Origin of the sequence: Gilvimarinus xylanilyticus, assembly GCF_024195295.1 — a bacterium.
Classification (GTDB): Bacteria; Pseudomonadota; Gammaproteobacteria; order Pseudomonadales; family Cellvibrionaceae; genus Gilvimarinus; species Gilvimarinus xylanilyticus.
This window is the reverse complement of record NZ_JAMFTH010000001.1, coordinates 1,156,997-1,181,811: the sequence shown is the minus strand read 5'-3', so window position 1 is coordinate 1,181,811 and position 24,815 is coordinate 1,156,997. Positions and strand designations below refer to the sequence as shown.

The 24,815-nt window shown below is 53.1% G+C and carries 24 protein-coding genes and 1 tRNA gene; 16 read left to right on the top strand and 9 right to left on the bottom strand.

Features of this window, described 5'->3' with window-relative positions:
* Positions 1 to 19 precede the first annotated feature (19 nt).
* The 3 genes from M6D89_RS05005 to M6D89_RS04995 are packed head-to-tail and all read left to right on the top strand — an operon-like array spanning position 20 to position 3,518.
* Positions 20 to 1,348 (top strand): M18 family aminopeptidase, encoded by a 1,329-nt coding sequence (locus M6D89_RS05005; protein WP_253966924.1) that lies wholly within the window; start codon positions 20 to 22, stop codon positions 1,346 to 1,348.
* Complete coding sequence (locus M6D89_RS05000) at positions 1,348 to 2,478, top strand: tRNA-queuosine alpha-mannosyltransferase domain-containing protein (protein ID WP_253966923.1); 1,131 nt, start codon at positions 1,348 to 1,350, stop codon at positions 2,476 to 2,478. The genes M6D89_RS05005 and M6D89_RS05000 overlap by 1 nt, the downstream gene beginning before the upstream one ends.
* Positions 2,479 to 2,510: 32 nt before the next feature.
* Complete coding sequence (locus M6D89_RS04995; RefSeq protein WP_253966922.1) at positions 2,511 to 3,518, top strand: tryptophan--tRNA ligase; 1,008 nt, start codon at positions 2,511 to 2,513, stop codon at positions 3,516 to 3,518.
* Here the strand turns inward: M6D89_RS04995 and bioA are convergent.
* The 3 genes from bioA to M6D89_RS04980 all read right to left on the bottom strand — a co-directional run bounded on the left by bioA (position 3,508) and on the right by M6D89_RS04980 (position 7,272).
* Entirely contained in the window at positions 3,508 to 4,791 is a 1,284-nt protein-coding gene (gene bioA, locus M6D89_RS04990; protein ID WP_253967702.1) for an adenosylmethionine--8-amino-7-oxononanoate transaminase, read from the bottom strand. The two genes, M6D89_RS04995 and bioA, sit on opposite strands and share 11 nt — an antisense overlap.
* A gap of 129 nt (positions 4,792 to 4,920) precedes the next feature.
* Complete coding sequence (locus tag M6D89_RS04985) at positions 4,921 to 6,483, bottom strand: methyl-accepting chemotaxis protein (RefSeq protein WP_253966921.1); 1,563 nt, start codon at positions 6,481 to 6,483, stop codon at positions 4,921 to 4,923.
* Between the two features lie 24 nt (positions 6,484 to 6,507).
* Positions 6,508 to 7,272: a flagellar brake protein gene (locus M6D89_RS04980; protein ID WP_253966920.1), complete on the bottom strand. Its 765-nt coding sequence runs from the start codon at positions 7,270 to 7,272 to the stop codon at positions 6,508 to 6,510.
* 219 nt (positions 7,273 to 7,491) lie between these two features.
* Between M6D89_RS04980 and ttcA the strand changes: the two genes are divergently transcribed.
* The gene (gene ttcA / locus M6D89_RS04975) at positions 7,492 to 8,352 is read left to right on the top strand and encodes a tRNA 2-thiocytidine(32) synthetase TtcA (RefSeq protein ID WP_253966919.1); all 861 of its coding nucleotides are present in this window, start codon (positions 7,492 to 7,494) and stop codon (positions 8,350 to 8,352) included.
* A 283-nt stretch (positions 8,353 to 8,635) separates the two neighbouring features.
* The gene (locus tag M6D89_RS04970; RefSeq protein WP_253966918.1) at positions 8,636 to 11,077 is read left to right on the top strand and encodes a putative bifunctional diguanylate cyclase/phosphodiesterase; all 2,442 of its coding nucleotides are present in this window, start codon (positions 8,636 to 8,638) and stop codon (positions 11,075 to 11,077) included.
* A gap of 33 nt (positions 11,078 to 11,110) precedes the next feature.
* On the opposite strand, the gene M6D89_RS04965 is transcribed toward M6D89_RS04970, so the two are convergent.
* From M6D89_RS04965 to flgA, 5 genes are all read right to left on the bottom strand, one after another.
* The gene (locus M6D89_RS04965; RefSeq protein WP_253966917.1) at positions 11,111 to 11,827 is read right to left on the bottom strand and encodes a 16S rRNA (uracil(1498)-N(3))-methyltransferase; all 717 of its coding nucleotides are present in this window, start codon (positions 11,825 to 11,827) and stop codon (positions 11,111 to 11,113) included.
* Positions 11,828 to 11,843: 16 nt separating this feature from the next.
* Positions 11,844 to 11,920 (bottom strand) — tRNA-Arg (locus M6D89_RS04960).
* Positions 11,921 to 12,321: 401 nt separating this feature from the next.
* Positions 12,322 to 12,798 (bottom strand): flagella synthesis protein FlgN, encoded by a 477-nt coding sequence (locus M6D89_RS04955; RefSeq protein WP_253966916.1) that lies wholly within the window; start codon positions 12,796 to 12,798, stop codon positions 12,322 to 12,324.
* Between the two features lie 64 nt (positions 12,799 to 12,862).
* Positions 12,863 to 13,180 carry a flagellar biosynthesis anti-sigma factor FlgM gene (flgM, locus tag M6D89_RS04950; protein WP_253966915.1) on the bottom strand — a complete coding sequence of 106 codons (318 nt, stop codon included), beginning with the start codon at positions 13,178 to 13,180 and terminating at the stop codon, positions 12,863 to 12,865.
* A gap of 149 nt (positions 13,181 to 13,329) precedes the next feature.
* Positions 13,330 to 14,040, bottom strand: coding sequence for a flagellar basal body P-ring formation chaperone FlgA (flgA, locus tag M6D89_RS04945; protein ID WP_253966914.1), 711 nt, complete (start codon positions 14,038 to 14,040; stop codon positions 13,330 to 13,332).
* A gap of 179 nt (positions 14,041 to 14,219) precedes the next feature.
* Between flgA and M6D89_RS04940 the strand changes: the two genes are divergently transcribed.
* Positions 14,220 to 15,173 (top strand): chemotaxis protein CheV, encoded by a 954-nt coding sequence (locus M6D89_RS04940; protein ID WP_253966913.1) that lies wholly within the window; start codon positions 14,220 to 14,222, stop codon positions 15,171 to 15,173.
* A gap of 68 nt (positions 15,174 to 15,241) precedes the next feature.
* Positions 15,242 to 16,102 (top strand): CheR family methyltransferase, encoded by an 861-nt coding sequence (locus M6D89_RS04935; protein ID WP_253966912.1) that lies wholly within the window; start codon positions 15,242 to 15,244, stop codon positions 16,100 to 16,102.
* On the opposite strand, the gene M6D89_RS04930 is transcribed toward M6D89_RS04935, so the two are convergent.
* Complete coding sequence (locus tag M6D89_RS04930; protein ID WP_253966911.1) at positions 16,099 to 16,311, bottom strand: hypothetical protein; 213 nt, start codon at positions 16,309 to 16,311, stop codon at positions 16,099 to 16,101. The genes M6D89_RS04935 and M6D89_RS04930 overlap by 4 nt on opposite strands.
* Here M6D89_RS04930 and flgB point away from each other — a divergent pair.
* The 9 genes from flgB (at position 16,299) to flgJ (ending at position 24,813) form a co-directional block, all read left to right on the top strand.
* Complete coding sequence (gene flgB / locus M6D89_RS04925) at positions 16,299 to 16,697, top strand: flagellar basal body rod protein FlgB (RefSeq protein ID WP_253966910.1); 399 nt, start codon at positions 16,299 to 16,301, stop codon at positions 16,695 to 16,697. The two genes, M6D89_RS04930 and flgB, sit on opposite strands and share 13 nt — an antisense overlap.
* 14 nt (positions 16,698 to 16,711) lie before the next feature.
* Positions 16,712 to 17,152, top strand: coding sequence for a flagellar basal body rod protein FlgC (gene flgC / locus M6D89_RS04920; protein WP_253966909.1), 441 nt, complete (start codon positions 16,712 to 16,714; stop codon positions 17,150 to 17,152).
* A gap of 10 nt (positions 17,153 to 17,162) precedes the next feature.
* Entirely contained in the window at positions 17,163 to 17,882 is a 720-nt protein-coding gene (locus M6D89_RS04915; protein WP_253966908.1) for a flagellar hook assembly protein FlgD, read from the top strand.
* Between the two features lie 35 nt (positions 17,883 to 17,917).
* Positions 17,918 to 20,338 (top strand): flagellar hook-basal body complex protein, encoded by a 2,421-nt coding sequence (locus M6D89_RS04910; protein WP_253966907.1) that lies wholly within the window; start codon positions 17,918 to 17,920, stop codon positions 20,336 to 20,338.
* A 213-nt stretch (positions 20,339 to 20,551) separates the two neighbouring features.
* On the top strand, positions 20,552 to 21,295 hold the full coding sequence (flgF, locus tag M6D89_RS04905; RefSeq protein WP_253966906.1) for a flagellar basal-body rod protein FlgF: 744 nt from the start codon (positions 20,552 to 20,554) through the stop codon (positions 21,293 to 21,295).
* 27 nt (positions 21,296 to 21,322) lie between these two features.
* Entirely contained in the window at positions 21,323 to 22,108 is a 786-nt protein-coding gene (gene flgG / locus M6D89_RS04900) for a flagellar basal-body rod protein FlgG (RefSeq protein WP_253966905.1), read from the top strand.
* A 6-nt stretch (positions 22,109 to 22,114) separates the two neighbouring features.
* Entirely contained in the window at positions 22,115 to 22,798 is a 684-nt protein-coding gene (gene flgH / locus M6D89_RS04895; protein WP_253966904.1) for a flagellar basal body L-ring protein FlgH, read from the top strand.
* 9 nt (positions 22,799 to 22,807) lie between these two features.
* On the top strand, positions 22,808 to 23,908 hold the full coding sequence (locus M6D89_RS04890) for a flagellar basal body P-ring protein FlgI (RefSeq protein ID WP_253966903.1): 1,101 nt from the start codon (positions 22,808 to 22,810) through the stop codon (positions 23,906 to 23,908).
* Positions 23,908 to 24,813 carry a flagellar assembly peptidoglycan hydrolase FlgJ gene (flgJ, locus tag M6D89_RS04885; RefSeq protein ID WP_253966902.1) on the top strand — a complete coding sequence of 302 codons (906 nt, stop codon included), beginning with the start codon at positions 23,908 to 23,910 and terminating at the stop codon, positions 24,811 to 24,813. Before M6D89_RS04890 ends, flgJ begins: the two co-directional genes overlap by 1 nt.
* Positions 24,814 to 24,815: the final 2 nt, after the last annotated feature.

Genomic DNA, 24,815 nt, shown 5'->3' with positions numbered 1-24,815 from the left:
ATACCCACTGAGATACATTATGACAGAGCCCAGCAACGCAACCTTTAATAGCGGGTTGATTGATTTTATCGCCACATCGCCCACCCCGTTTCATGCCACTCGGGAAATGGCCCGGCAGTTAAGCGACGCGGGATTTCGCGAAATCGACGAGGCGGATCACTGGCAGCTTGAGCCGGGCGGGCGCTACTTCGTTATTCGCAATGGCTCTTCGCTGATTGCATTTATACACGGCCGAGCCCCTTTGGCCGAAAGCGGCATTCGGATGTTGGGCGCGCACACAGACAGCCCCTGTCTTAAAGTGAAACCCAATGCCAAGGTCACCAGTGCGGGCTACTACCAACTGGGGGTTGAAACCTATGGCGGCGTATTGCTATCAACTTGGTTCGATCGCGACCTTTCGCTGGCCGGAAGGGTGACTTTTCGGTCGGCCTCGGGCTCGCCCGCAAGTCGCTTAATCGACTTTCGCGCACCTATTGCTGTAGTGCCCAGCTTGGCCATTCACTTAGACCGAGAAGCCAACCGCAATCGCAGTATTAATCCGCAAACGGACATCCGGCCTATTTTGATGCTGGCCGATGAAAACCCCGACGAGTTTACCTTTTCGGCCCTGTTAATGGCGCAGCTGCAGGCGGAGCATCCGGGGCTTGAGGTGCGGGAAATTCTCGATTTTGAGCTGTCTTTGTACGACACCCAAAAACCGGCGCAAATGGGGCTGAAAGGCGAGTTTGTCGCCAGTGCGCGCTTGGATAACCTACTCAGCTGTTATGTGGGGTTGGATGCGATCAAACGCGCCGATGACGCTCAGAGCTGTCTATTGGTGTGTACGGATCACGAAGAGATTGGCAGTGCTTCGGCTTGTGGAGCCAAAGGGCCCATGCTGGAGCAATTTCTACAGCGCTTGCAGCCCGATGTCAGCGCGCGATTGCGCACGCTCGACGCCTCTATGATGATTTCGGCGGACAATGCACACGCGGTGCACCCTAACTTTGTGCAAAAGCACGACGCCGAACACGGCCCCGTGCTGAACGCTGGGCCGGTGATTAAAATTAACGCCAATCAGCGCTACGCCACCACCAGCGAAACCAGTGGGTTGTTTAAAATGCTGTGTGCGCAAGTCGGTGTGTCGGTGCAAAGTTTTGTCTCGCGCACCGATATGGAGTGTGGCAGTACCATCGGTCCCATCACCTCGGCCGAGGTGGGGGTTAAAACCATCGATGTGGGTGTCCCCACATTTGCCATGCATTCAACTCGCGAGCTGGCCGGCAGCGATGACGCTTTTGCCTTGGCCCGTGTCATTCAGGCTTATTTTGCCCGCCCCCAGGCGCCGGGACGGTTTGAGACGCAATAGTGAAAGTGCTGTTGCTGTCGGGCTATGACGCCGACAGCCATAAACGTTGGCGGCAGGGTTTAAGCCGACACTTGCCTGCCATCGACTTTACCCACATTGCCTTGCCGCCGCGCTATTTTAGTTGGCGCATACGCGGCAACAGCCTGAGCTTTGCCGGTCTTCACGCCCAGGCACTGGCCGATGGTTACGACTGTCTGGTTGCCACCTCAATGGTGGATTTGTCCAGCCTGCGGGGTATGGTGCCGGCGCTCAGTCAGTTGCCAACGCTGTTGTACTTTCACGAAAACCAGTTCGCTTACCCTCAAAGTAAGCACCAATCTCACTCCGTCGAACCGCAAATCGTCAGCCTTTACAGCGCGCTGTGCGCCGATACCTTAGCGTTTAACTCAGACTACAATCGCTGCAGTTTTATGGCGGGTGCGGAAGCTTTGCTTAAAAAACTGCCCGATCTGGTTCCGCCCGGTATTGTTGAAAAGTTGCAGCAAAAATCGGTGGTTTTGCCTGTGCCCATAGAGAGCGAGTGGTTTCGCAGGCCGGAAAAGGCCAGGCAGGCTAAACTCCAGTTGGTTTGGAACCATCGCTGGGAGTACGATAAAAACCCCGAGTTGCTTTACCGCGCCCTGCAGATCATATGCCGCGAACATAATGGCAAGCTACCTTTTGTATTGCACCTGGTGGGGCAGCGCTTTCGCCAAGTTCCCCCGGTTTTTACCCAGATACGCGATTTGTTAACCGCTGCAGATGGCCTGGGCCAGTGGGGGTATGTGGAATCGGCCGAGCAGTATCGCCAGCTGTTGCGTCGTTGCGATCTGGTGGTATCCACCGCCGATCACGATTTTCAGGGTCTTGCCGTGCTCGAGGCGGTAGCCTCGGGTTGTATCCCGGTGCTGCCCGAGCGTCAAGTTTATCCCGAGTACTTTGGCGATGGGTGCTATCCAGTGAGTGGCGATTGCGAGGCTGACGCCAGGAACTTGGCTGTGGCCCTGGCGCAGCATTTAACGCGCTTTAACGAGGGGCGCTGGCCCGCGCCCCCGGATGTCTCCTGCTTTTCCTGGAATCGCCTGGGCCCCGACTATGGCCGAGTTATAAAGCAGCTTGCTACACAACCGCCGTTTGGGGCTGTATTATAGGCGCCGTTTTTACCAATCAAATAGAGAGCAGCATGAGTAAGCAACGCGTACTGACCGGTATCACCACCACGGGTACCCCGCATTTGGGCAATTACGTGGGCGCTATCCGTCCGGCCATTGCCGCCAGTGAAGATCCCGCCTTTGAATCCTTTTACTTTTTGGCCGATTACCACGCACTGATTAAATGCCACGACGCCGAGCGGGTAGAACAGTCGCGCCGTGAAATAGCTGCCACTTGGCTCGCTTTGGGGTTAAACACCGAAAAGGCCGTTTTCTATCGTCAGTCCGATGTGCCCGAAATTCCCGAGCTGTGCTGGTTTTTAACCTGTATGGCCGCCAAGGGTTTGATGAACCGCGCTCACGCCTACAAAGCGGCGGTGGCGGCCAACGAAGAGGCCGGTGAAGACCCAGACTACGGCATTACCATGGGACTTTATAATTACCCAGTGCTAATGGCGGCGGATATACTCATGTTTAACGCCAATAAAGTTCCGGTAGGGCGCGACCAAATCCAGCATATTGAAATGGCTCGGGATATTGCCGCGCGTTTTAACCACCACTATGGCGACCATTTTGTGTTGCCCGAGGCGGTGGTGGACGACAAGGTGGCCACCTTAAACGGCCTGGATGGCCGCAAGATGAGCAAAAGTTATAACAACACCATTCCCTTGTTTTTGCCCGAGAAAAAGCTGAAAAAGCACATCAACAAAATTAAAACCAATTTGCTCGAGCCGGGCGAGGCGAAAGACCCGGATACCTCGACGGTGTTTCAGATTTGGGAAGCCTTCGCCAGTGATGAGCAAGTGAGCGAGATGCGCCAAAAGTTTGCCGACGGTATTGCCTGGGGCGAAGCCAAGCGCGAATTGTTTGAGCTTATTAACGGCCAAATTGGCGAGTCCCGCGAGAAGTACTTTGAGCTGATGGAACGTCCGGCCGACATCGAAGAGATCCTGCAAGCCGGTGCCGTAAAAGCGCGTGAACACAGCGCACCTTTGCTGGAAAAAGTGCGCCGTGCAGTGGGTTTAAAACCTATGAGCTGAGGTGGCTGACCACCTTGTAAATCCCCTGGGTCAGTGAGCGTAAGTCCGCCTTGTTAATGCAATAGGGCGGCATGATATACACCAGCTTGCCGAAGGGGCGCACCCAAATTCCCTGATCCACTAGCGCCGGCTGAATGACCTCCATAGGCGGCGCTTGGCGCAGTTGCACGACACCAATTCCCCCCAGTACCCGCACATCCTCTACCTGTGGTAAATCCCGGCAGGGGGCCAGTTCGTGGGTTAACTGAGCCTCAATGGCCTTAATTTGGCCCTGCCAGTCGTTTTCTTGCAGCAAAGCAATGCTTTCGTTGGCGACTGCGCAGGCCAGCGGGTTGCCCATAAAGGTGGGCCCGTGCATAAATACACCCGCCTCGCCCCGGCAAATGCCGTCGCTGACTTTGGCGTTGCACAAGGTGGCGGCGAGGGTCATATAGCCGCCGGTCAGGGTTTTGCCCAGACACAGAATGTCCGGGCTAATGTCGGCGTGCTCGCAGGCGAACAGCTTGCCGGTGCGACCAAACCCTGTGGCAATTTCATCGGCAATCAGTAACACATCGTGCCGGTCGCACAGCTCGCGCACGGCTTTCAGATACTCGGCGCTGTACATCCACATACCACCTGCGCCCTGCACGATGGGTTCTAGAATCACGGCGGCGACATCGCTGTTTTGGCTGATCAGTTGCTCGATGCTGTTCAGGTCCTGCGCCGCGAGAGGCTCGCCAAAGCGGCTGGTGGGGCGCTCGGCAAAGTACTGCTGCATCAGGTTGTCGGCGAATAAATGATGCATACCGGTGACCGGATCGCAGACGCTCATCGCCCCGAAGGTGTCGCCGTGGTAGCCATTTTTTAAGGCGATAAAGCGGTGCTTTTGTGGCTTGCCTTGCGAGTGCCAGTACTGCAGCGCCATTTTCATGGCCACCTCGACACTCACCGATCCGGAATCCGATAAAAACACTTTATCCAGCCCAGGTGGCGACAGTCGGGCCAGGGTTGTGCACAGCTCAATGGCCGGTTCGTGGGTCAGGCCGCCAAACATGACATGGCTCATGGCCTGGCTTTGCCTGGCCAGCGCCGCGTTTAAACGCGGGTGGTTGTAACCGTGTAAGACGCTCCACCAGGATGACATGCCGTCGATTAAGGTACGTCCGTCGTGCAGATATAACCTGACCCCTTCGGCACGTGAAACCGGGTAGGTGGGTGTGGGCGATAGTAAAGACGAGTAGGGGTGCCAGACGTGAGTGCGATCTTGTTGCAGCAGTTGTTCGGTGGACATAGACATAGCGAGGGCCGGTTAAAAAGCGCAACGCTAAGGGGTTTGAGGTGATTTGTCCAGTCGCAACCCGGGCGCCCTTGGAGGGGCACCAGCGTATTGGTGTGTGCCCAAATTAACGCACAACAGTTGCTATTGAAAACGCTTCACCAGTTCAAACTGGTTGTCTGACAGCGTTGACATTTCTTTATTAAGCCGGTTGGCTTCACTGATTTCCCGCTGCGCCGCATCGGCACTGCTGGTGATTGCCTGAGTATTTTGATCAATATCATTGGCCGTGGCCGATTGTTCTTCGGCTGCGGCGGCAATCTGATGAGACATTTGATCAATGACCTCTACCGCAGAGGTGATACCCGCCAAGGCGCTGATCACTTTTTCCATTTCGCTGTCGCTGCGGCTTACATGGGTCTGACAGATTTGCATCTTCTCATCGGCGAGGCTGGTGGTTTGGGTCAGCTCGGCAATCATGTTGTGAATGTCTTCGGTCGATTGTTGGGTACGCTGCGCCAGGGTTCGTACCTCATCGGCCACTACGGCAAAACCGCGACCTTGTTCACCGGCGCGCGCGGCCTCAATGGCGGCGTTAAGGGCAAGTAGGTTGGTTTGCTCGGCGATCCCTTTAATGACATCGACCACCGAGCTGATATTGGCGCTGCGCTCGATTAGGCGGTTTAACACCTCACTTAAGCCCTGCACCGTAACCGATAAGTCGGAAACGGCGGTACCGGCATCGCCGATGACCTTTTGACCTTCTTCGACTTGACTGAGCGCATCGCGGGTAGCCGATGAGGTTTTGGTTGCGCCCGCCGCGACCTCTTGAACCGCAATGCTCATTTGCGCCATGGAGTGCGCGACACTGGTGGTTTGCTGATGCTGCTCGTTGATGCGCTCAAAGCTGTTCTGTGCTTGCAGCTGGGCTGTTTGGGCGTGCTGCGCGAGATCCGAGGCGGAAGCCTCAAAGCGTCCCAGGGCGGTTCGCAAGCGCGCTTTTTGGGCTAGATTCGCCAATAGGATTTCACCAATAATGTCGCTGCGGCCGGTGTAAATATAGGCGGCGGCGGGATCGTGATGGGTTTCGCGGGCGCGTTGTAAGGGAGCTTTTAACAGTAACTGGACGCCCACATGAGCGCCAATACCCAGCAGCGCTGCAATAATGCCGATACTCCACCCGTGAATTTGTTGAGTGGCCAAAGACACCAGAACAAGTACAAGCATGGCAACCACTGCACTGCAGGCTCCCACTTGAACAGTCTGCCAAAGCTTTTTCAGCGGGGGGCAATAAGATTGGCCCTTGAGCAGGCGTGCGTAGGCTTGCTCTGCGCGTTGCACCAGGGCTCGTTCGGCTTGTACCCGTACCGATTCGTACCCGGTTGTACGGCCGTTTTCGCCTACCGGAGTCACGTAGGCGTCGACCCAGTAATGGTCGCCATTTTTACAGCGGTTTTTAACCACACCCATCCAGGGCTTACCCTGTTTTATGGCCCCCCAGAGCATGCCAAAGGTCTCGCTAGGCATATCCGGGTGGCGCAGAATGTTATGGGGCTGTCCGATCAGTTCTTTTTCTTCAAAGCCGCTGATGGCGACAAAAGTCGGGTTGCAAAAGGTGATCTTACTGTTTAAATCGGTTGCCGAGACAATTTCTTCCCCCGGTTTTACCGGTACTTCTTTTTGCGTCACGGGGCCATTATTGCGCATGCTCTTTTATTCCTTAAACTTAAATCAGGCAGCTTGGGGCTGCGCGCTTAATCGCTGTAGCCGGTGTAAACGTTGCAGATGTTGATCTATCGCCCGCTTGTCGGTTTGGCTGATATCGGCAAATTCAACACTTACTTGAGTCTGTCGATAGCTCGCGCGTGCCAAACGCGCTGATTTTACTGTAGCAGACATCCGCCAGAGTTTTTCCCCCAGACGAAACTCGCAAACGGGCAAGAAACTGTCCACTTGCAGTTGCGATAGAAAGTTTCCGCGCAGCGCGAGACGTGCGCCACCGGCGGACAGGTTGATTAACTGGGCGGTTTGCGCGGCTTCTCCAAGCGCTCTCACAATCATGTGTTCGGGGGTTACCGGTGCGCCGAAGCGCATCCATTGACGGCGGGGACGGGACTGTATTTGGCTGGGTAAGAGGCAGGCCAGCGCTTCTCGCTGAAAGCTTTTGCTTGCGACAAAGGGCAGCTCCAGGCTCAGGATCTCACCGTGGACCTGATCGCTCAGTATCAGGGTGTCTGACTCGCCAAGAAGCGCCGTTGCAGGGTTGAGCTCGTCCAGCCAGACTAATCCCCGGGCCGGATCGACGGCCAGTACCATGGTCATAAAGTCCTCGGTACCTCCCGCGATGCGTGCACTCAGCAGTTGGCGCTTAACAGCCCAATGAGACAGCAGGGCGATGACTTCGGGGGCCGGGCTTGGCGCGGTGTAAAAGGTGGCAGAAGCCGGGGGGGCAACAGTGTTCTTGGGTTTGTTGAACAGGCGGCTCAGCAGCGACATAACTTCGGCTCCGGTCGTTGGTAAGGGTAGCGTTGTTACTGCCAGAGCAATCCCTATGCCAGAGCATAACTTGGTGACGTAATGAGGGCTGCGGGAGTTTTATCTTGCCCTGCATTTCACGAGGGCGGCAATGCCTTTCCGCTGGGCGGCAAGAGTAATTCCATCTTCTGGGCAAAATCCGTACAATGGCGCCCCCACAAATTACCACAGGGTTGATTCATGACCGCACAAAATGCCGATGCCGCGAGCCGTAAACAGCGTCTGGAGTTTAACAAGCTGCAAAAGCGCTTGCGTCGCCAGGTTGGTTCGGCGATAGCCGATTACCAGATGATCGAAGAGGGCGATCGGGTCATGGTGTGTCTGTCAGGCGGCAAAGACTCTTATGGGATGCTGGATATTTTGCTGGGGTTGCAGAAGACTGCGCCGGTTAACTTTGAGCTGGTTGCGGTCAATATGGATCAAAAGCAGCCGGGATTTCCCGAACATGTGCTGCCTCAGTATCTCGAGTCCGTGGGTGTGCCTTACCATATCGTGGAAAAAGACACCTACAGTATTGTCAAAGAGGTGATTCCCGAAGGCAAAACCACCTGCGGCCTTTGCTCGCGCTTGCGCCGTGGCACCCTTTACAGTTTTGCCGATGAAATAGGTGCAACCAAAATTGCTCTGGGCCATCACCGCGACGATATTATTGAGACCTTGTTTTTAAACATGTTTTATGGCGGCAAACTTAAGGCTATGCCCCCCAAGCTCTTGGCCGATAATGGTCGCAATATGGTGATACGCCCTTTGGCGTACTGCAAAGAACAAGACTTGGCTGATTTCGCTCAGGCGCGCGATTTTCCTATCATTCCCTGCAATTTGTGCGGTTCTCAGGAAAACCTCCAGCGCCAGGTTATCAAGCAAATGCTGGCGGACTGGGAGAAATCTCATCCGGGACGCATGGAGACCATTTTTACCGCGATTGGCAATGTGGCTCCCTCGCAGCTGGCCGATCGCGAGTTGTTTGATTTTGCCGGATTGCAGATAAATTCTGCCCCGGAACCCTCAGACGTTCAGTTTATTAATGCGGTTGAGGTTTAGTCGATACGCTGCGTACATCAATCAGCGGGCCTAAGTTGGCATAAAAGTCGACGAACGAGCAGAGGTATGCGACACTTATCGGGTTGCTAAAAAACGGTGAGCTCAGGCTTTCGCGTCGGTTTATACTCCCGCTGTCACTTCGGGAATGAGTGCCTACTCATTGATAAGCTGCAGGGTGCTCGCCTCATGCAGGTACTGTTCCGGAAGTCGTTTTAGCCCGGTATCAGACGTCGTGAGCGGCCTGGCGGTTCAAATATAAGTATACGTCGGTAGAGCGCAGCACATGAGAAACAAATCGCCTTCATTCTACGGGGGCATATCTTTTCGGTTGGCCGTTATCGGTATTGTGCTAGCCTTTGTGGTGAGCTTCGTCATGAGCTCATTTCAGGTCTATATTGATTATAAAGCGCAATCGCGCCAGCTCGATATTCTTATCGACCAGGTGGTCGAAGTTGCCACACCGCCCGCAGCCAGGGCTGTACACACCCTTGACGAAGAGTTGGCGCTAGAGGTAGCCAGCGGTCTGCTCTCTTATGATTCTATCGACAATGTCGCCATTCGAGATGAGCGCGGCGATACCCTGGCCCAGGTCAAACGTCAAACCCCTATCGCCCACACTAATAACTGGCTTAGCCGCGTTATCGCTGGCGAGAGCTTTGTTCATACGTCGCCGCTGCGCGTTGAAGAGTTTGAGCAAAGCGGCTCGCTGGTTTTCTCGGTGGATAAAGGCCAGGCGCTGGCCAGTTTTTACGAGCGCTCTGAGGTCAGTTTGCTCGTGGGTGCCGTGCGCAATCTCATTTTGGTGCTTTTCTTATTTATAGCCTTTTATTTTATTCTCACCAAGCCTCTGGTGCGTCTGTCACAAGAAATCAACGCCATTGACCCGGACCGTCCTGGGGTGAATCGTCTGACTCCATTGGAATCGCACCGAGGCGATGAGTTGGGCACCGTAATCAGTAGTGTCAATCAGTTGCTGGATGTGGTGGAGCTGTCCCTCGCTAAGCGCCGGGCGATTGAATTGGCGCTGCGTAAAAGCGAGGAGCACTTGCGCCAAATCGTCGATAGCCTTCCGGTACTGATCGGTGCACGCAACCTGGATGGATATTACCTGTTTGCCAACCGTATGCTCGCCAATACCCTGGGCTATTCGGCCGAGCAAATGCATCAAATGCCGGTAAAGCAACTGTTAAGCCGTTCCACGCAAGACGTCGATGCGCTGCTACACAATGACCGTAGAGTGATATGTGATGGTGAAGAAATAGACCTTGAAGAAGAGGGCTTTATTGCCGCCGATGGCTCTCAGCGTTTTCTGCAAACACACATGATGCCGCTGGATTACTACGACGAAAAGGTGTGCTTGATAGTATCGGTGGATGTGACCGAACGTAAAAAAGCCCAGGCCAAGATGGAGCACATGGCGCATCACGACGCCTTAACGGGGCTTGCCAATCGTTTACAGTTAGTGGAGCGGCTAGAGCACGAGGCGACCCGGGCGCGGCGGCACGGCTATTACGGCGCGGTTTTATTTATCGATTTGGATAAATTTAAAAATATTAACGATTCGCTGGGGCACCCGGTGGGCGATCGGGTATTACAGCAAGTTGCCGCGCGTTTGCAGAGTGCGGTCAGGCGCGAAGACCTGGTGGCCAGACTTAGCGGCGATGAGTTTGTGGTGGTGTTGACCGTGCTTGATCGCGATATCGAGCTGGCGGGCCTTCGCGCGGGAGAGATCAGCGAGAAAATACGCAAGCTTGTCAGCGCCCCGGTTCACTGCCAGGAAATGGAGTTGCGGGTATCTTGCAGCGTGGGAATCGCAATCTATCCCGATAAAGATAACGGTGTGCACGAGTTGCTTCGCTATGCCGATACCGCGATGTATCAGGTGAAAGAGAAAGGTCGCGATGCGATTGAGTTCTTCAACCAGGAAATGGCAAACAAGGTAAGCCGCCAATTGGTGATGGAGGGAGACCTGCACCACGCTATTGAGTTGGAGCAGTTTGAACTCTACTACCAGCCCAAGTTGAACGTACAAACCGGCGAGCTGGTGGGGGCGGAGGCTCTGTTGCGATGGCATCACCCGGACAAGGGCGCGATATCGCCAATGGAATTTATTCCCGTACTTGAGGCTTCGGGGTTAATTCTGCAGGTGGGACAGTGGGTGATTGAGCAGGCGTGCCTGCAATTGGAGTGCTGGGGAAAATTGGGCCTTTGGCGCCCTGGCATGCGTTTGAGCGTTAATATCAGTCCGCGGCAATTTCGCCGTCAGCGCTTTGCCGACGATGTGGTCGCGACTCTCGCGCGCTTTGAGCTTCCACCGGACTCTTTGGATATGGAAGTAACCGAGGGTATTGTGATTCAACACGTCGATGAAACCATTGAAACAATGACAGCGCTGCAAAATCATGGGGTCAGTTTTTCACTGGACGATTTCGGCACCGGCTACTCTTCGATCAGCTATTTAAAGCGCCTACCGGTGAGTAGTTTAAAAATTGACAAAAGCTTTGTGGGTGACATTACGGTCGATCGCAGTGATCGGGTATTGGTCGAGACCATCATTACCATGGGACGTTTACTGGATCTGGAGTTGGTGGCAGAAGGGGTAGAGCACGAAGAACAGCTGGATATTCTTAAAGAGTATGGCTGTCAGTTCTATCAGGGGTATTACTGCAGCCCAGCGGTCAATGCCGATGCTTTTCGGTTTTTTCTGGATAGGGGCGCTCAGTGAGTGCCACCCGTTAAAATACGTGGGTAACGGCTATCAGGTAGCCCCCAGTCTGCCCAGTAAGTAGGGGAGCGCCGTTTCCACCCGCAGTATTCTAGATCCCAGAGTGACGCCTACAAAGCCACGATCGCAGAAACTGTCCAATTCTTTGTCTAAAAAACCTCCTTCGGGGCCTATGGCCAGCACCAGTGGATCCTTTTGGTTATAGGGGCAGGAAGTTTGGCTGTAGGGGTGGGCGATCAATTTATCATCCGTGCCCGCGTAGGTGTTTAGCTCATCCTCCATAAACGGGCGAAAACGTTTGGCGAAACGCACCTGGGGTAGCTGGGTGTCGCAGCTTTGCTCCAGCCCCAGTACCAGCTCATGTTGAATTTTGGCGGCCGTGAGCTGCGGTGATTGCCAGTAACTTTTTTCCACCCGCGCGCTTTGCAGTAAAACAATATCTTTAACTCCCAAAGCGGCGAGATTCTGCAAGCTACGCTTTAGCATGGGGGGGCGAGGAAGACCCAGAATAACGCGAATGTTGCTGGCCTCGGGCGGAGGAGTGTCCAGCTCTACGCGCATGGACACCTGGCCAGCGGAAATCTGAGTGATAACGCCTCGCCCCACGTCGCCGTTAGCCAGCCCCACCTTGAGGCTGTCACCCGCCACGGCTTTGTGAATGCGGGTGATATGCTCCACACGTCGCGGGTCGGCCAGGAGAACCTGAGAGGAATTGGAGAAATCTTGCGGGAACAGCAGTATTAGATTCATAGGCGCCTTATAGAAATGGCGCCCCGGAGACGATTTGAACGTCCGACCTGCCGCTTAGGAGGCGGCTGCTCTATCCAGCTGAGCTACCGGGGCAATGCCACAGATTAGTGGCGCGGCTATTGTAAAAATTTTGCCCCTTAAAGCCAAGCGCCGATTGGGCCGCAATTCGCTAACAACGGTTTAGTGTCCTGTCCGAGAAGTTCGCATATTATCAGCGTGCCCTACAAGGGCTCTGGCAAGGCGCGGTTCGCAGCGAATGGCCGTAGCCCTTTGCAAGAAGCGCAAAGCTTACCGCATCCTGCTCTCGCGCCTTACCTACATCCGTGTAGGCAACACAGTCAGAGCCCTTGTAGGGCGCGCCCTGCGGGAGCGCCGTTGTGGCGCTAGTACCGTGTTGCGCACCTTGCCAATAGAGCCACTATTGGCGGCGGCACGCGCCTTGTCCTAGCACCACAACGGCGCTCTGAAATTACGCGAACTTCTCGTACAGGACACTAGGCTTTGGTGACGGTATTAGATAAACCGCTTTTACTGGTGGTGCCCGTTGCGGTGTACAGGTCGGCGTTGGGAGATTGACCTTTGACCAGGTCCAGCAGTTTGCGCAGGGTTTGTTGCGAGCGGCCGATTAATTTGCCGTTTATCTCATTGCGTTCGCGACACTGGCTAAGGGTATCGTTGAGGCTGTCATACCCGGGTTTAAGTGAAGCCAGCTGGGGATCACTTTGCAGAAAAGCCAGCCAACCGTTGTTGTTGGCCGGGAGGTCCAGACTTTTTAACAGAGCATTGCGTTCGGCGGCGTGCGCCTCCAGCAGCGATATATGTTCTGATTTCTGGGTTACCAGAGTTTGCAACGCCTCGTGATCGCGTTGTTTTAATATCTCAGATTCCTGGTTAAGCAGTTTTAGCAGCTCGGTAGCGGCATGGGTGTCCTGCTCCAACATTTGCTGGACAAGAGTGGGATTGACGGACATAGGTCTCCCTCGTTATGTGGTGAATCTAAGGGCGCAGGTTGGGAGCCGCACCCCTGGATTCGGATTAATTGAGCAGCTCGTCTTGGGCGAGCATGGCCTCGGCCAATCGCTCGGCGTTAATTTCAAAGCGGCCTTCGGCAATGGCTTGCTTAATGGCATCTACTTTTTCGCTGTCGATATCCGAGGCACTCTGGATGGCGTTTTCAAGCTTGTGCATTGTCTGTGCCTCGGCGCTTAAAACGACGCTGTCGGGGCTTGCGCCAGTGGCGCTTTCTTTGCCGCGAGCGGTGGTATCCGAACGCCCGGAGGCGGCCGCGCTACCATTGCTGCGCGAGGTTAATGGATTGCCCGGTTTAACGGTGTTACTGGTGTCTATAGCCATAATCTTTCCCAACTTGCCTTGGTCATAACGACCTGAACCTATGTCAAATTTCAGCGCGAATACAACTCTCGCTTATCCGCTATCGGCGGTCGTCATTATAACTTTAGGGCTGTTGATCAATTTTTTGTGCGCTGTTTCGCATTTGAGCGTCAAAAATTAGCCGCTACCTGGCCTTCGGCGACAATTTCGGCCCGAATGACTCGTTCAGAGGCTAAATTTCGTACTCGAATCTGCTCTCCTACGTGGCCGCTGGACAGGGCTTCGGCCTGGGTGGCTACGCTAATCGCACCATTGCCCGAGCGCAGTACCACCACGTCTCCGCGGTTGATGGCCAGCGGTTCTTCCACTAAGCCCGGACGCAGCGGCTCGCCTGCCTCGACAGGGCGTTTGATCTGCTTGCCCAGCAATCGTTGGGCATCGGTATAGTAGCCCGCGCGAAGGCCCGAGCTGGACATCAATTCACTCTTAAGGTCGGCCTGGGTGATACGGGTGTCTCTCTGTAGGCTGTTGCGCGCGACAATAATTTGACGATATATGTCCACCTGACCGCTCAAATAAATTTTCCAGGGGGATGTGCCTTTACATCTCGCTTCCAGACTGATTGATCCGCCGTGATCACCGGTATCGCGCGGAGTAAAGCTGACGGGGTGTTCGCAGCTGGCCAGCTTAAGGCGTCGATCGAGTGCTCCCACCTTCACTTCGACCCGCTCGGAGTGATGTTGATAGTGCTCTTTTAAAAAAGCTTCGGCCCTTATCTTTAGTTCGCCCAAGTCGTGGCTTGACCGAGCCGCGTTGGCGGCGGGCCAGCACAGTGCGGCGCTTAACAATAAAACGGCGCAAAAATTACGAACTTGCGGCATAGTGTCCTATCCTAAGAGGGCAGATAGATAAATTGTGTGTTGGGCTAAACTTCGTCAAATTTCAGCCGTTAACACGCTAATAGTTTGTGTTTAGCAAAGATTGTGCCTTGGTAGAACCATCGCCAATAAAATAATGACAGAGCAGCACTGCTCAATCAGCATTCAATAAGGGGCGTTTTATGGCCGGTGTTTTAGACAGTGTGAATCAGAGAACCCAGCTGGTGGGGCAAAACCGTTTAGAGTTGCTGCTGTTCCGACTGTCAGGGCAGCAGATGTACGGCATTAACGTTTTTAAAGTGAAAGAAGTCCTGCAATGCCCCAAGCTTAACGAAATACCCGGTCGCAGCGGTGTGGTGCGCGGCGTCGCACATATTCGCGGCGGTACGATCCCTATTTTGGATATGAACCAGGCCATTGGTCGCAAGCCCTTAGAAGGGCTAGAAGAGTGCTTTGTGATTATTACCGAATACAACCGCACCTCGCAGGGTTTTTTGGTCAAAGGGGTCGATCGTATCGTCAATATGAACTGGGGCGATATCCATCCGCCGCCGCAGGGCGCCGGCAAAGAGCATTACCTGACGGCGGTCACTGAAGTTGACGGCAAGTTGGTCGAGATCGTTGATGTGGAAAAAATCCTTGCGGAGGTGTCACCGATAAATGAAGTTATCAGCGAAGGGGTGGTCGAAGATGGTTTGAGCGAGCGAGTGGTTAAAAAGCGCGTTCTGATTGTCGATGACTCAACCATAGCCCGCAAGCAAATTCAAAGGGTCGTCGAGTCCATGGGGATCGCCACCGTCATCAAAAAAGATGGCCGCGAGGCGATAGGGTATTTGGCAGGGCTGTTAGAGGATGGCAAAGATCCACTTAATGAGCTGATTATGATTATCTCGGACATCGAAATGCCCGAAATGGACGGCTACACCTTTACCGCCGAGGTGCGGGCCAATCCCAAGTTAAAAGATATGTATGTTGTCCTTCACACCTCTCTCAGTGGCGTGTTTAATGCGGCCATGGTAAAGAAAGTCGGCGCCGATGATTTTCTCGCCAAGTTCCACCCTGACGAACTGGCTTCGCGGGTTAACGATCGCGTATTGGCTATCACGGGCGAAGACTTATTGTCCGAAAGTGAATAACATAGCGTTGATTAGCAGACGTTAGGGCTCGTATTAAGCGCCGGACGACCAACCGGCTGAGGAAATCTATGAGTAGTCACTCTACAGGGCGCGACCAGCAGCTAGAGCAGGCCGAGTTCGATCATTTTCGCGAGTTTTTGCGCGATGCCTGTGGTATTGCTCTGGGGGAAAATAAGCAGTATTTGGTCACCAATCGGGTGCGCCGCTTGCTTGACGAGTATAATTTGAGCAGTTTCGGTGAGTTGATCACAGCTTTAAAGCGCAACACCAATCGCCGTTTGCGCGATCAGGTGATAGACGTGATGACCACCAATGAAACCTTCTGGTTTCGCGATACCTATCCCTTTGAGCACCTGAAAAACAGGTTGTTACCCGAGCTAATGGCATCGGAAAACCGCATGTACGGTCCCGTCCGGGTGTGGTCGGCGGCCTGTTCCTCGGGCCAGGAGCCATACTCATTGAGTATGGCCGTTGAGGAGTATAAGCGCAGAGCGATGGGAGCGTTGAGCCGCCCGGTGAATATTATCGCCACCGACCTTTCCTCCATTGTGCTCGAACAAGCCCGGCGGGGCGAATACGATCGGTTGTCGGTGGTACGCGGCTTATCCCCCGAGCGGCGCGACCAATTTTTCGAGTCTCTAAGTCAAGAGCGTTGGCGGGTTAAGCCCAACCTGCGCGAGCGTATTGAATTTCGCGCGTTAAACCTGTTGGATTCCTACGCATCACTGGGGCGGTTTGATGTGGTGTTTTGTCGCAATGTGCTGATTTATTTTAATGCCGAGCTAAAGCTTAAAATTCTGCAAAAGATCCACGGCACCCTCAAGCCCGGCGGGGCTTTGTTTCTGGGGTCGTCCGAAGGCCTGGGGCCGGCGGCTAATTTATTTGAAATGGTCCGCTGCGAACCCGGCATCTACTACCGCGCTATCTAATCAATCCCCTTGAAAGCGCAGCGGCAAAGCGGAAATGCTTTGCCGCTTTTTTGTTTTTGCCTCTCTGTACGGCTTGCGCCAACTTTTCTTTCCTTTTTTAATGCTATTAAAAACAATGGTTTATAGGGTTTTTGGTTCTCTGGCACGGCTTGTGCTTTGTCTAACCCAAGAGTTAAAACGGCAACCGGGTTAGACAATGGCAATTTCATTTAACGACGCACTGGGAATACACGAACCCGCTTTGGCATTGCGGGCGCGCCGCGCCGAGGTTTTAGCCAATAACCTCGCCAACAGCGACACCCCGGGATTTAAAGCGCGCGATTTTGATTTTAACGCCGCCCTTCAGGCTCAAAGCGGTAACAGTGGCTTCGCCATGGCAAAGACCTCCAGCCGCCATATTCAGGGCCAAGGGGATTCCTCGCTGGGCGACGGACTTCTGTACCGCACGCCTCACCAGCCATCCATTGACGGCAACACCGTCGAGGATCAGGTAGAGCACGCCGAATTTATGAAAAATGCGCTGGACTTTCAGGCCAGCTTCACCATGTTAAACAAAAAGTTTAAAGGTCTGAGCAAAGCTCTGACCGGTCAGTAACAAGGGGAACGCTAATGTCACTCGCCAATATATTTGATGTTGCCGGCTCGGGGATGAACGCTCAGACCCTGCGCTTAAACACTACCGCAAGCAACATGGCCAATGCCCAGTCTGCCGCCACCAATGCCGGAGAGGTGTATCGTTCGCGCCAGCCGGTGTTTGCGGCCATGGCCCGCGATGCAATGGGTGAGGGCCTGGCGATTGATGGCGCCGATCAGCGCGCCAGTGCCGGGGTACAAGTAATGGGGGTAGTTGAAAGCGACGCTCCTTACGAGCAGCGTTACGAGCCCAATCACCCGCTGGCCGATGAAGAGGGCTATGTGTTCTACCCCAATGTCAACGTAGTGGAAGAAATGACCAACATGATGTCGGCATCGCGCTCGTTTCAGGTGAATGTTGAAGTGATGAACGCCGCCCGACAAATGGCCCAGCGCGTGCTGACCATGGGCCAGTAAGGAGCGAGCCATGACCACCCAGGTAAATAACGAAGGCAGCGCTGCCGCCAATATTCTCAGTAATTTAAGTATTCGCGAGAAAGAGCCCGAAACCAAAAGCAACGAGTTGGGCCAGTCCGCCTTCCTGGAATTAATGATTACACAGATGAATAACCAGGATCCGTTAAGCCCGCAAGATAACACTGAGTTTATTGCCCAGCTGGCGCAATTTAGTTCGGTTGAGGGACTGGAAAAACTGAATACTCAGTTTGAGACGTTTAGCGGTAGCTTTATGTCCAATCAGGCGTTACAGGCCTCAAGTTTGGTGGGGACTTCTGTATCCGTTCCCACTGATTCCACCATGTTAATGCCTGAGGGAATCGTCGCGGGCTCAGTGGATCTTGAGCAGTCCACCTCGGATATGCGTATCAGTATTTACAACGAAGGTGGTTCTTTAGTCGGTCAGGTGCCTTTAGGATCGCAGCCAGCCGGTGAGCTGGTATTCCGCTGGGATGGCCAATATATGGAAGTGAATGGCGAGCTGCTGGACTGGACTATGGGGGAGGAGCCCGCTGGCCCGGGTGATTACCGTTTTGAGGTCAATGCTAATGTTGACGGTAAAACCGAGCAGCTTGAAACATCGTTAAGCGCCAATGTGAACAGCGTAACTTTGGGCACGAATGGCGAAATTATTCTTAATCTGGCGGGTGTCGGCGCGGTCGATATCGGCAAGGTAACGCAATTTAACTAAACCTGTGGTGTTCCTAGTATAGGAGAACAAAAACCATGTCATTCAATACAGCGCTAAGCGGCATTCGGGCCGCCAACACTGACTTAGAAGTTACCGGTAATAACATCGCTAACGCCAGCACCACAGGTTTTAAAACCTCGCGAGTTGAATTTGGCGATGTGTATGCAAGCTCGTTGCTCGGTAGCGGCTCTAATACGCCTGGTTCGGGGGTCGGCGTGCAAAATATCCGGCAGCAGTTTGGCCAGGGCAATTTAAACTTTACCGATAACCAGCTTGACTTGGCAGTTAATGGTGGCGGCTTTTTTGTGGTGGATGACGGAGGCGATCAACTTTTTACTCGCGCTGGAGCCTTTGGGTTAGATCAGGATGGCTATGTTGTGACCAATACTGGCTATAACCTGCAAGGTTATACCGCCGACGAAGATGGTAATGTCAGTGGTATACTGTCAGATTTACAGGTAGATGTTAGTACCCAAGCGCCTCGTCAAACCACCGATGTATCGGCGTCGATTAATGTGAATGCTAACCAGCAGGTGCTGGAAACGGTGGGGCAGTCTTTCTCTACTGACGGTTTGGCGGTTGGAGAGTCGCTGAAAGGCTTGAGAGAGCCAACTACTACTATTATAGATACTGGCGTTAATACTGGTGCATTAGCAGGACTTGCTGTGGGGGAGACTCGGTCAGTCACAGCGCAATTTTCTCTAACTCGAAATCCGGGAGAGGATGATGAGCGGAGCGTAGACATTGACATCGATGATGACTTCTCATCACCAGATGAGTTGGTTCAAGAAATCAATAATCAAATTCTCGCGGGAAATATTAATGCTGTAGCCACTCTGGATGGCGGTGTGATAAAAATACAAGATGGGACTGAGGGGGTTGATAGTAACTTTGATATCGCTGAGACTTCAACAACTCCTCCCGCAGGGCCCTCGGTGGATATTGACGGAACTAATTTTGATCCGTCGCAGTTTACTGTGGAAGAGCAGGGCGAGCCTGCGCAAGACAACGGTTACGCTCCTCAGCAGCTCGTTATTAGTAACCCTGAAGGTACAGAAGTAACCTATAACTCAGAGCAAGGCGCATCGGCAGCGCAAACGGCTTCAGAGCTAAATGCATTGCCAGGGGTGTCTGCGACCGCTACAACGACTGCAACAATTGACGGTTTAACGTTAGACAATTCAAGTCAGACTCTTCAGCTTAATGGAGTTGTTTTAACCTCCAGTGATATTAACGCTTTGGCTGATGAAATTAATAACCTAACCACGTCGACCTTGCCTGGAATATCAGCCGAAGTCGTAACGGATCCTGGAACCAACCAGGATAATCTAGTGCTAACCTCGTCGGTTGGTACAGACTTAAATTTTAGCTTTGCCGATGGCGGTTCGAGTGGTTTTATTACAGTGTTAGGCAGTAATACTGCCGGTTCAAATCAAACATTAGATTTGAACACTGATCCCGCAATGGGCGATGCGTCTCAATCTATAGTAGTGGGTGGCCAAATATCTATTTTAATGGACGAAGGCTATGAAGTTGCCAGCGCCACTCCCGCTGTGGGCAACTTGTTCGCACCGCTAGGGCCCGCCTCTTTTACCGAAGTCCCGGTCAATCAATTTGATCCCGAGGACCAAGCGACTTATAACCACGCTACATCCAACACTATTTTTGACAGTATGGGTAATCCTCATGTGATGACCCAATATTTTGTAAAGCAACCCTATGATCCTAATAACCCATCGACTTCGCCAAACCATTGGGTGATGTACGTTCAGGTGGATGGACAGGAGGTGGGCGACCCGGATCCGACCCTGCCGCCGCCGGAGAACACCTTGCCGACACAGGCGGCGTTCAATGTTCATTTTAATCAAGATGGAACATTAAACGAGTCGCTGACTGATACTATGTTGATCTCTAACTGGACGCCACGCGATGAACAGGGTAATGAGATCGGCGCTTTGGGGCCTTTGCCGGTTTTGCAGGGTGGTAGCACCCCGGTAGCTGAGCCGCCTTCCAGCTCGAACTTTTTAATCGATTTAGCGGGTTCCACCCAGTTTGGCGCCGAATTTGCGGTAGAACAGTTAGATCAAGATGGCTATACCACCGGTCGCTTGTCAGGGTTAGATGTTAATGATTCAGGTATAATCTTCGCCCGCTTTACCAATGGAGAGGCGCAGGTGCTAGGGCAGGTGGCGCTGGCGAACTTTGCTAATGTCGAGGCCCTCAAACCAGTGGGTGACACGATGTGGGCACAGAGCGCCGATACAGGTGAAGCGGTAATTGGTGCTCCGGGATCTGCTTCTTTAGGCAGTATCAACTCAGGTGCACTAGAAGAATCAAATGTGGATTTGTCATCGCAGCTGGTTAACCTGATTATCGCTCAGCGAAATTTCCAGGCCAGCGCTAAAACGATAGAAACGGCCAACCAGACCACACAAACCATTATCAATTTGCGTTAATTATGGTGGCGGCAAAGGGCGGAAGCTCTTTGCCGCTTTCTTAATCTTATTCCCCCTAAGCTTCTTATCTACTCCCTTTCTTTTTTCTATTTGCTTGAAATATATAGAAAAATTACGACTTTTTGAGTTTTTTGTTGTTTGGCATAGCGATTGCTATAACAGTCAATAACCGCCCTACAAGGCGAAAGTGACAAAAAACCAGCGGAGTCGGAAATGGACAAAGCCCTCTACATCGCGATGACCGGAGCCAAGCACAATATGAAGGCTCAGGCGAATCACGCCAACAACATGGCCAATGTAAACACCACGGGGTTTCGCGCCGATTTTGCTCAGGCTCGATCTATGGGGGTTTATTACGGCGACGGTCAACCCACACGCGCCTATGCGCTAACCGAATCGCCCGCTACTGATTTTGCCCCGGGACGAGTCCAGCAGACAGGGCGTGATCTGGATGTTGCCATAAACGGTGACGGCTTTATTGCCGTGCAAAGTCCCGAAGGGGGCGAAGCCTATACCCGTGCAGGGGATTTGCAACTGGATGCCAATGGTCTGATGCGCACCGGCAATGGTCTACTGGTGTATGGCAACAATGGCCCTATCGCTGTACCGCCTAGCAGCAAAATCGCTATTGGCAAGGATGGCACCATCTCTATCGTCGCCCAGGGCGAAGGCCCGGAGAATTTGGTTGAGATTGATCGTATCAAGTTGGTGAACCCCAATATTGCGCAGATGGAAAAATCCCCTGACGGTTTATTTCGCCATGCGGAAATTCCGGTTTTAGAGGCTGACGCCAATGTACAAGTGACCAGTGGTGCACTTGAGGGCAGCAACGTAAACACGGTTGAGGCATTCACTGAAATCCTTAGTCTATCCCGTCAGTATGAATTGCAAGTCAAATTAATGCAGACAGTTAAAGAACATTCTGAAAGCTCAGCACGCCTGCTGCAGATGTCTTAGGCGTTAAGTTAAAACGAGGTTAATACCATGCACGCAGCACTATACGTTAGTAAAACCGGCTTAACGGCACAAGACAAACAGCTGACCACCATTTCCAACAACTTGGCCAATGTGGGCACCGTGGGCTTTAAACGCGATCGCGTTACCTTTGAGGATTTGCTCTATCAAACCCAGCGTCAGCCGGGTGCGCAAGCCAATCAGGATAACGAGCTGCCCTCAGGCTTGCAGCTGGGAACCGGGGTTCGGGTTGTGGGAACGCAAAAACAATTTACCGAGGGTAACCTGGAAGTAACGGATCAGGCACTTGATATCGCCATTAACGGTCGCGGTTTTTTGCAGGTGCTGCGCCCAGACGGTACCCAGGCTTATACCCGCAATGGCCAGTTGCAAATTAATGGGGAAGGGCAGTTGGTTAACGCCGATGGCTTACTCTTAGATCCACCTATTAACGTACCCGAAAACGCCAGCAAAATCACCATCAGTGTAGATGGGGTGGTTAACGCATTTGTTGAAGGTGAAGTTGAGCCTCAGCAGCTGGGTGACATCCTACTGGCTGACTTTGTGAATCCCGCGGGCCTGCAGGCGGTAGGCGGTAATTTATTTGTCGAGAGTGTCGCCAGTGGTAACCCCTTGGTTGGTGCACCAGCCGAGAACGGCATGGGTAGTATTCAGCAGGGCATGTTAGAAAGCTCTAACGTGGAAATCGTGCAGGAAATGGTGGATATGATCAGCACCCAGCGTGCCTACGAGTTGAACTCTAAAGTCGTATCCACCGCCGACCAGATGCTGCAGTACATCACCCAAACGCTTTAATCTAGGATGAATGTCATGAAATGCTTTGTCGTTTTTGTGTTCGCATTGCTGGTTTTAAGCGGCTGTGCCACCGGGCCCAAACCGCAGCCGGGCGACCCCTATTATGCGCCCACGGTATCGACCCGGGTACAGCAGCCTACGCAAACCAATGGTTCGCTGTATCAGGCCAGTCAGAGCATGACGCTTTTCACCGATACTAAGGCCCGAAATATTGGCGACATTATTACCATCGTCTTGAATGAGCGTACCGCCTCCAGTAAAAGTTCGGGCGTTAATGTCACCAAAGAAAGCTCTACAAGCTTGCCAGCCGGAACTATTTTCGGTACCACGCCCACCTTAAACGGCATGCCGTTTGACACCAATATTAACCAGGATCGTGACTTCAACGGTGATGCCGGCGCCGATCAAAGCAATAGCTTATCGGGCAGTATCGCGGTAACCGTTGCGGATGTTTTACCCAATGGAAATCTGATCGTACGGGGCGAAAAGTGGATGACCTTAAATCGAGGTGACGAGTTTATCCGCATTAGCGGTATTTTGCGTCCGGAAGATATCTCACCACAAAACACCGTTGCCTCTACTCGTTTGGCCAATGCGCAAATTTCGTATAGCGGCACTGGAGAACTGGCCAACTCCCAGAATATGGGGTGGATGTCAAAATTCTTTAACAGTGGTTACTGGCCTTTTTAAGGATTCAGCATGAAAACGTTAATTGCCATATTTTGTCTATTTCTTTTGTCGGTTAGTGCAACGGCTGAGCGAATTAAAGACATTGCTTCGGTCGCTGGGGTCCGCAGTAACCAGCTTATCGGCTACGGCCTGGTGGTCGGGCTGGACGGAACCGGGGACCAAACCACCCAAAGCCCATTTACCACGCAGTCGTTCAACAACATGCTCAAGCAATTCGGTATTACCATACCCGAAGGTACACGCATGCAAATGAAAAACGTCGCAGCTGTGATGATTCAGGCCGAACTGCCACCTTTTTCTAAACCGGGACAAAAACTGGATATCACGGTGTCGTCGATTAGTAACGCCACCAGTTTGCGCGGCGGTAGTTTGTTAATGTCCGAGCTTAAAGGGGTAGACGGCAACACCTACGCTGTGGCACAGGGGAGCTTGGTGGTGGGTGGTTTTGGTGCTCAGGGTGCCGACGGTTCCAGCATTACGGTGAATGTACCCAGTGTAGGTCGGATTCCCGGTGGTGCTTTGGTCGAGCGAGTTGTGCCCAACAATTTCGCGGCCGGCCAGCCCATAGTTTTTAACTTACACCAGCCCGACTTTACCACGGCCAATCGCTTGGCCCGTGCTGTGAATGACATGCTGGGCCCAGAGGTTGCCAAACCCATGGACGCCGTATCGGTGCGAGTAAACGCCCCGGTTGATCCCGCACAGCGGGTGGATTTTTTGGCGTTGCTGGAAAATATTGAAGTAACACCGGGCGAGGAGGCCGCACGAGTCGTGATTAATTCGCGCACTGGCACCATTGTGGTGGGGCAGCACGTTCGTGTATCCCCGGTAGCCATCACCCACGGTCGCCTTACCGTTTCGGTGTCCGAGGATTACGAAGTTAGCCAGCCGGGGCCCTTTACCCGGGGTGCAGATACAGTGGTTACACCCAATTCATCAGTAGAAATTGAAGAAGAAACCAATCCGATGTTTAAGTTTGCGCCGGGCGCTACCTTAGAGGACATTGTTAAAAGCGTAAACAACGTTGGCGCGTCACCGGCAGATTTAATGGCCATACTCGAGGCCCTGAAACAATCCGGCGCGCTTAAAGCGGATTTAATGGTGATCTAATGAAAACCATCAGCAGCGCATTGGTCAATCAGACCGCACAGGATACCTTTTTCGATAACGCGGGGCTGAATGCCGTGCGCAAAATGGGGCGCGATGATGATCCGCAAGCACTAAAAGCGGTGGCGCAACAGTTTGAAGCGATGTTTGTGCAACAAATGTTTAAAAGTATGCGCGCAGCAAGCGAGACTTTCTCTGAAGGCAGTTTCCTAAACTCTTCCGAAAGTCAGTTTTATCAGCAAATGATGGATCAGCAGCTGTCACTGGAATTAACCAAAGGGCGGGGCATGGGCCTGGCCGATGTGCTTTACCGGCAAATGCAACGCGACTATGGTCAAACCGAGGCTAACCCGGCTGAAGACATAACCGCCAACCTTCGCCGCACGAGCGAAGTGAACGGTTCGCCTACCGTGGTGAAAGCGCAAGACCAAGACAGTACCCAGGCGTTTATTGATTCAATCAAACCCTATGCCGAATGGGCGGCAAATACCCTGGGCGTCAATGCCGATGCCTTAATGGCGCAAGCGGCCTTGGAAACGGGGTGGGGGAAATACGTGTTGCGCGATGGCAACGGCCAAAGTAGTAATAATCTGTTCAATATCAAAGCGGGAAGCCGTTGGCAAGGCGATACCGTATCCGCTGTGACCGATGAATATCAGCAGGGCGAAAAGTACACAACTCAAGCCGATTTTCGTCGTTATAACTCGCTGTTTGAAAGCTTTTCCGATTATGTGGACTTGCTGCGCAAGCCCCGCTACCAAAAGGCGCTAAACGCTGGTAGTAACGGCGCCGAATTCGCAGCGCAATTGCAAAGCGCGGGCTATGCAACCGATCCGGATTACGCCCGTAAAATTCAGTCTATTATGCAGCGCTTGGCCGCTGCCTCAAACCATCGGACAGAGGGTTAGCT

Excerpts from the sequence above, each read along its gene's own strand:
- M6D89_RS05005 (WP_253966924.1), top strand. The coding sequence starts at position 20 with ATGACAGAGCCCAGCAACGCAACCTTTAATAGCGGGTTGATTGATTTT.
- M6D89_RS04995 (WP_253966922.1), top strand. The coding sequence starts at position 2,511 with ATGAGTAAGCAACGCGTACTGACCGGTATCACCACCACGGGTACCCCG.
- bioA (WP_253967702.1), bottom strand. The coding sequence starts at position 4,791 with ATGTCCACCGAACAACTGCTGCAACAAGATCGCACTCACGTCTGGCAC.
- M6D89_RS04985 (WP_253966921.1), bottom strand. The coding sequence starts at position 6,483 with ATGCGCAATAATGGCCCCGTGACGCAAAAAGAAGTACCGGTAAAACCG.
- M6D89_RS04980 (WP_253966920.1), bottom strand. The coding sequence starts at position 7,272 with ATGTCGCTGCTGAGCCGCCTGTTCAACAAACCCAAGAACACTGTTGCC.
- ttcA (WP_253966919.1), top strand. The coding sequence starts at position 7,492 with ATGACCGCACAAAATGCCGATGCCGCGAGCCGTAAACAGCGTCTGGAG.
- M6D89_RS04970 (WP_253966918.1), top strand. The coding sequence starts at position 8,636 with ATGAGAAACAAATCGCCTTCATTCTACGGGGGCATATCTTTTCGGTTG.
- M6D89_RS04965 (WP_253966917.1), bottom strand. The coding sequence starts at position 11,827 with ATGAATCTAATACTGCTGTTCCCGCAAGATTTCTCCAATTCCTCTCAG.
- M6D89_RS04955 (WP_253966916.1), bottom strand. The coding sequence starts at position 12,798 with ATGTCCGTCAATCCCACTCTTGTCCAGCAAATGTTGGAGCAGGACACC.
- flgM (WP_253966915.1), bottom strand. The coding sequence starts at position 13,180 with ATGGCTATAGACACCAGTAACACCGTTAAACCGGGCAATCCATTAACC.
- flgA (WP_253966914.1), bottom strand. The coding sequence starts at position 14,040 with ATGCCGCAAGTTCGTAATTTTTGCGCCGTTTTATTGTTAAGCGCCGCA.
- M6D89_RS04940 (WP_253966913.1), top strand. The coding sequence starts at position 14,220 with ATGGCCGGTGTTTTAGACAGTGTGAATCAGAGAACCCAGCTGGTGGGG.
- M6D89_RS04935 (WP_253966912.1), top strand. The coding sequence starts at position 15,242 with ATGAGTAGTCACTCTACAGGGCGCGACCAGCAGCTAGAGCAGGCCGAG.
- flgB (WP_253966910.1), top strand. The coding sequence starts at position 16,299 with ATGGCAATTTCATTTAACGACGCACTGGGAATACACGAACCCGCTTTG.
- M6D89_RS04930 (WP_253966911.1), bottom strand. The coding sequence starts at position 16,311 with ATGAAATTGCCATTGTCTAACCCGGTTGCCGTTTTAACTCTTGGGTTA.
- flgC (WP_253966909.1), top strand. The coding sequence starts at position 16,712 with ATGTCACTCGCCAATATATTTGATGTTGCCGGCTCGGGGATGAACGCT.
- M6D89_RS04915 (WP_253966908.1), top strand. The coding sequence starts at position 17,163 with ATGACCACCCAGGTAAATAACGAAGGCAGCGCTGCCGCCAATATTCTC.
- M6D89_RS04910 (WP_253966907.1), top strand. The coding sequence starts at position 17,918 with ATGTCATTCAATACAGCGCTAAGCGGCATTCGGGCCGCCAACACTGAC.
- flgF (WP_253966906.1), top strand. The coding sequence starts at position 20,552 with ATGGACAAAGCCCTCTACATCGCGATGACCGGAGCCAAGCACAATATG.
- flgG (WP_253966905.1), top strand. The coding sequence starts at position 21,323 with ATGCACGCAGCACTATACGTTAGTAAAACCGGCTTAACGGCACAAGAC.
- flgH (WP_253966904.1), top strand. The coding sequence starts at position 22,115 with ATGAATGTCATGAAATGCTTTGTCGTTTTTGTGTTCGCATTGCTGGTT.
- M6D89_RS04890 (WP_253966903.1), top strand. The coding sequence starts at position 22,808 with ATGAAAACGTTAATTGCCATATTTTGTCTATTTCTTTTGTCGGTTAGT.
- flgJ (WP_253966902.1), top strand. The coding sequence starts at position 23,908 with ATGAAAACCATCAGCAGCGCATTGGTCAATCAGACCGCACAGGATACC.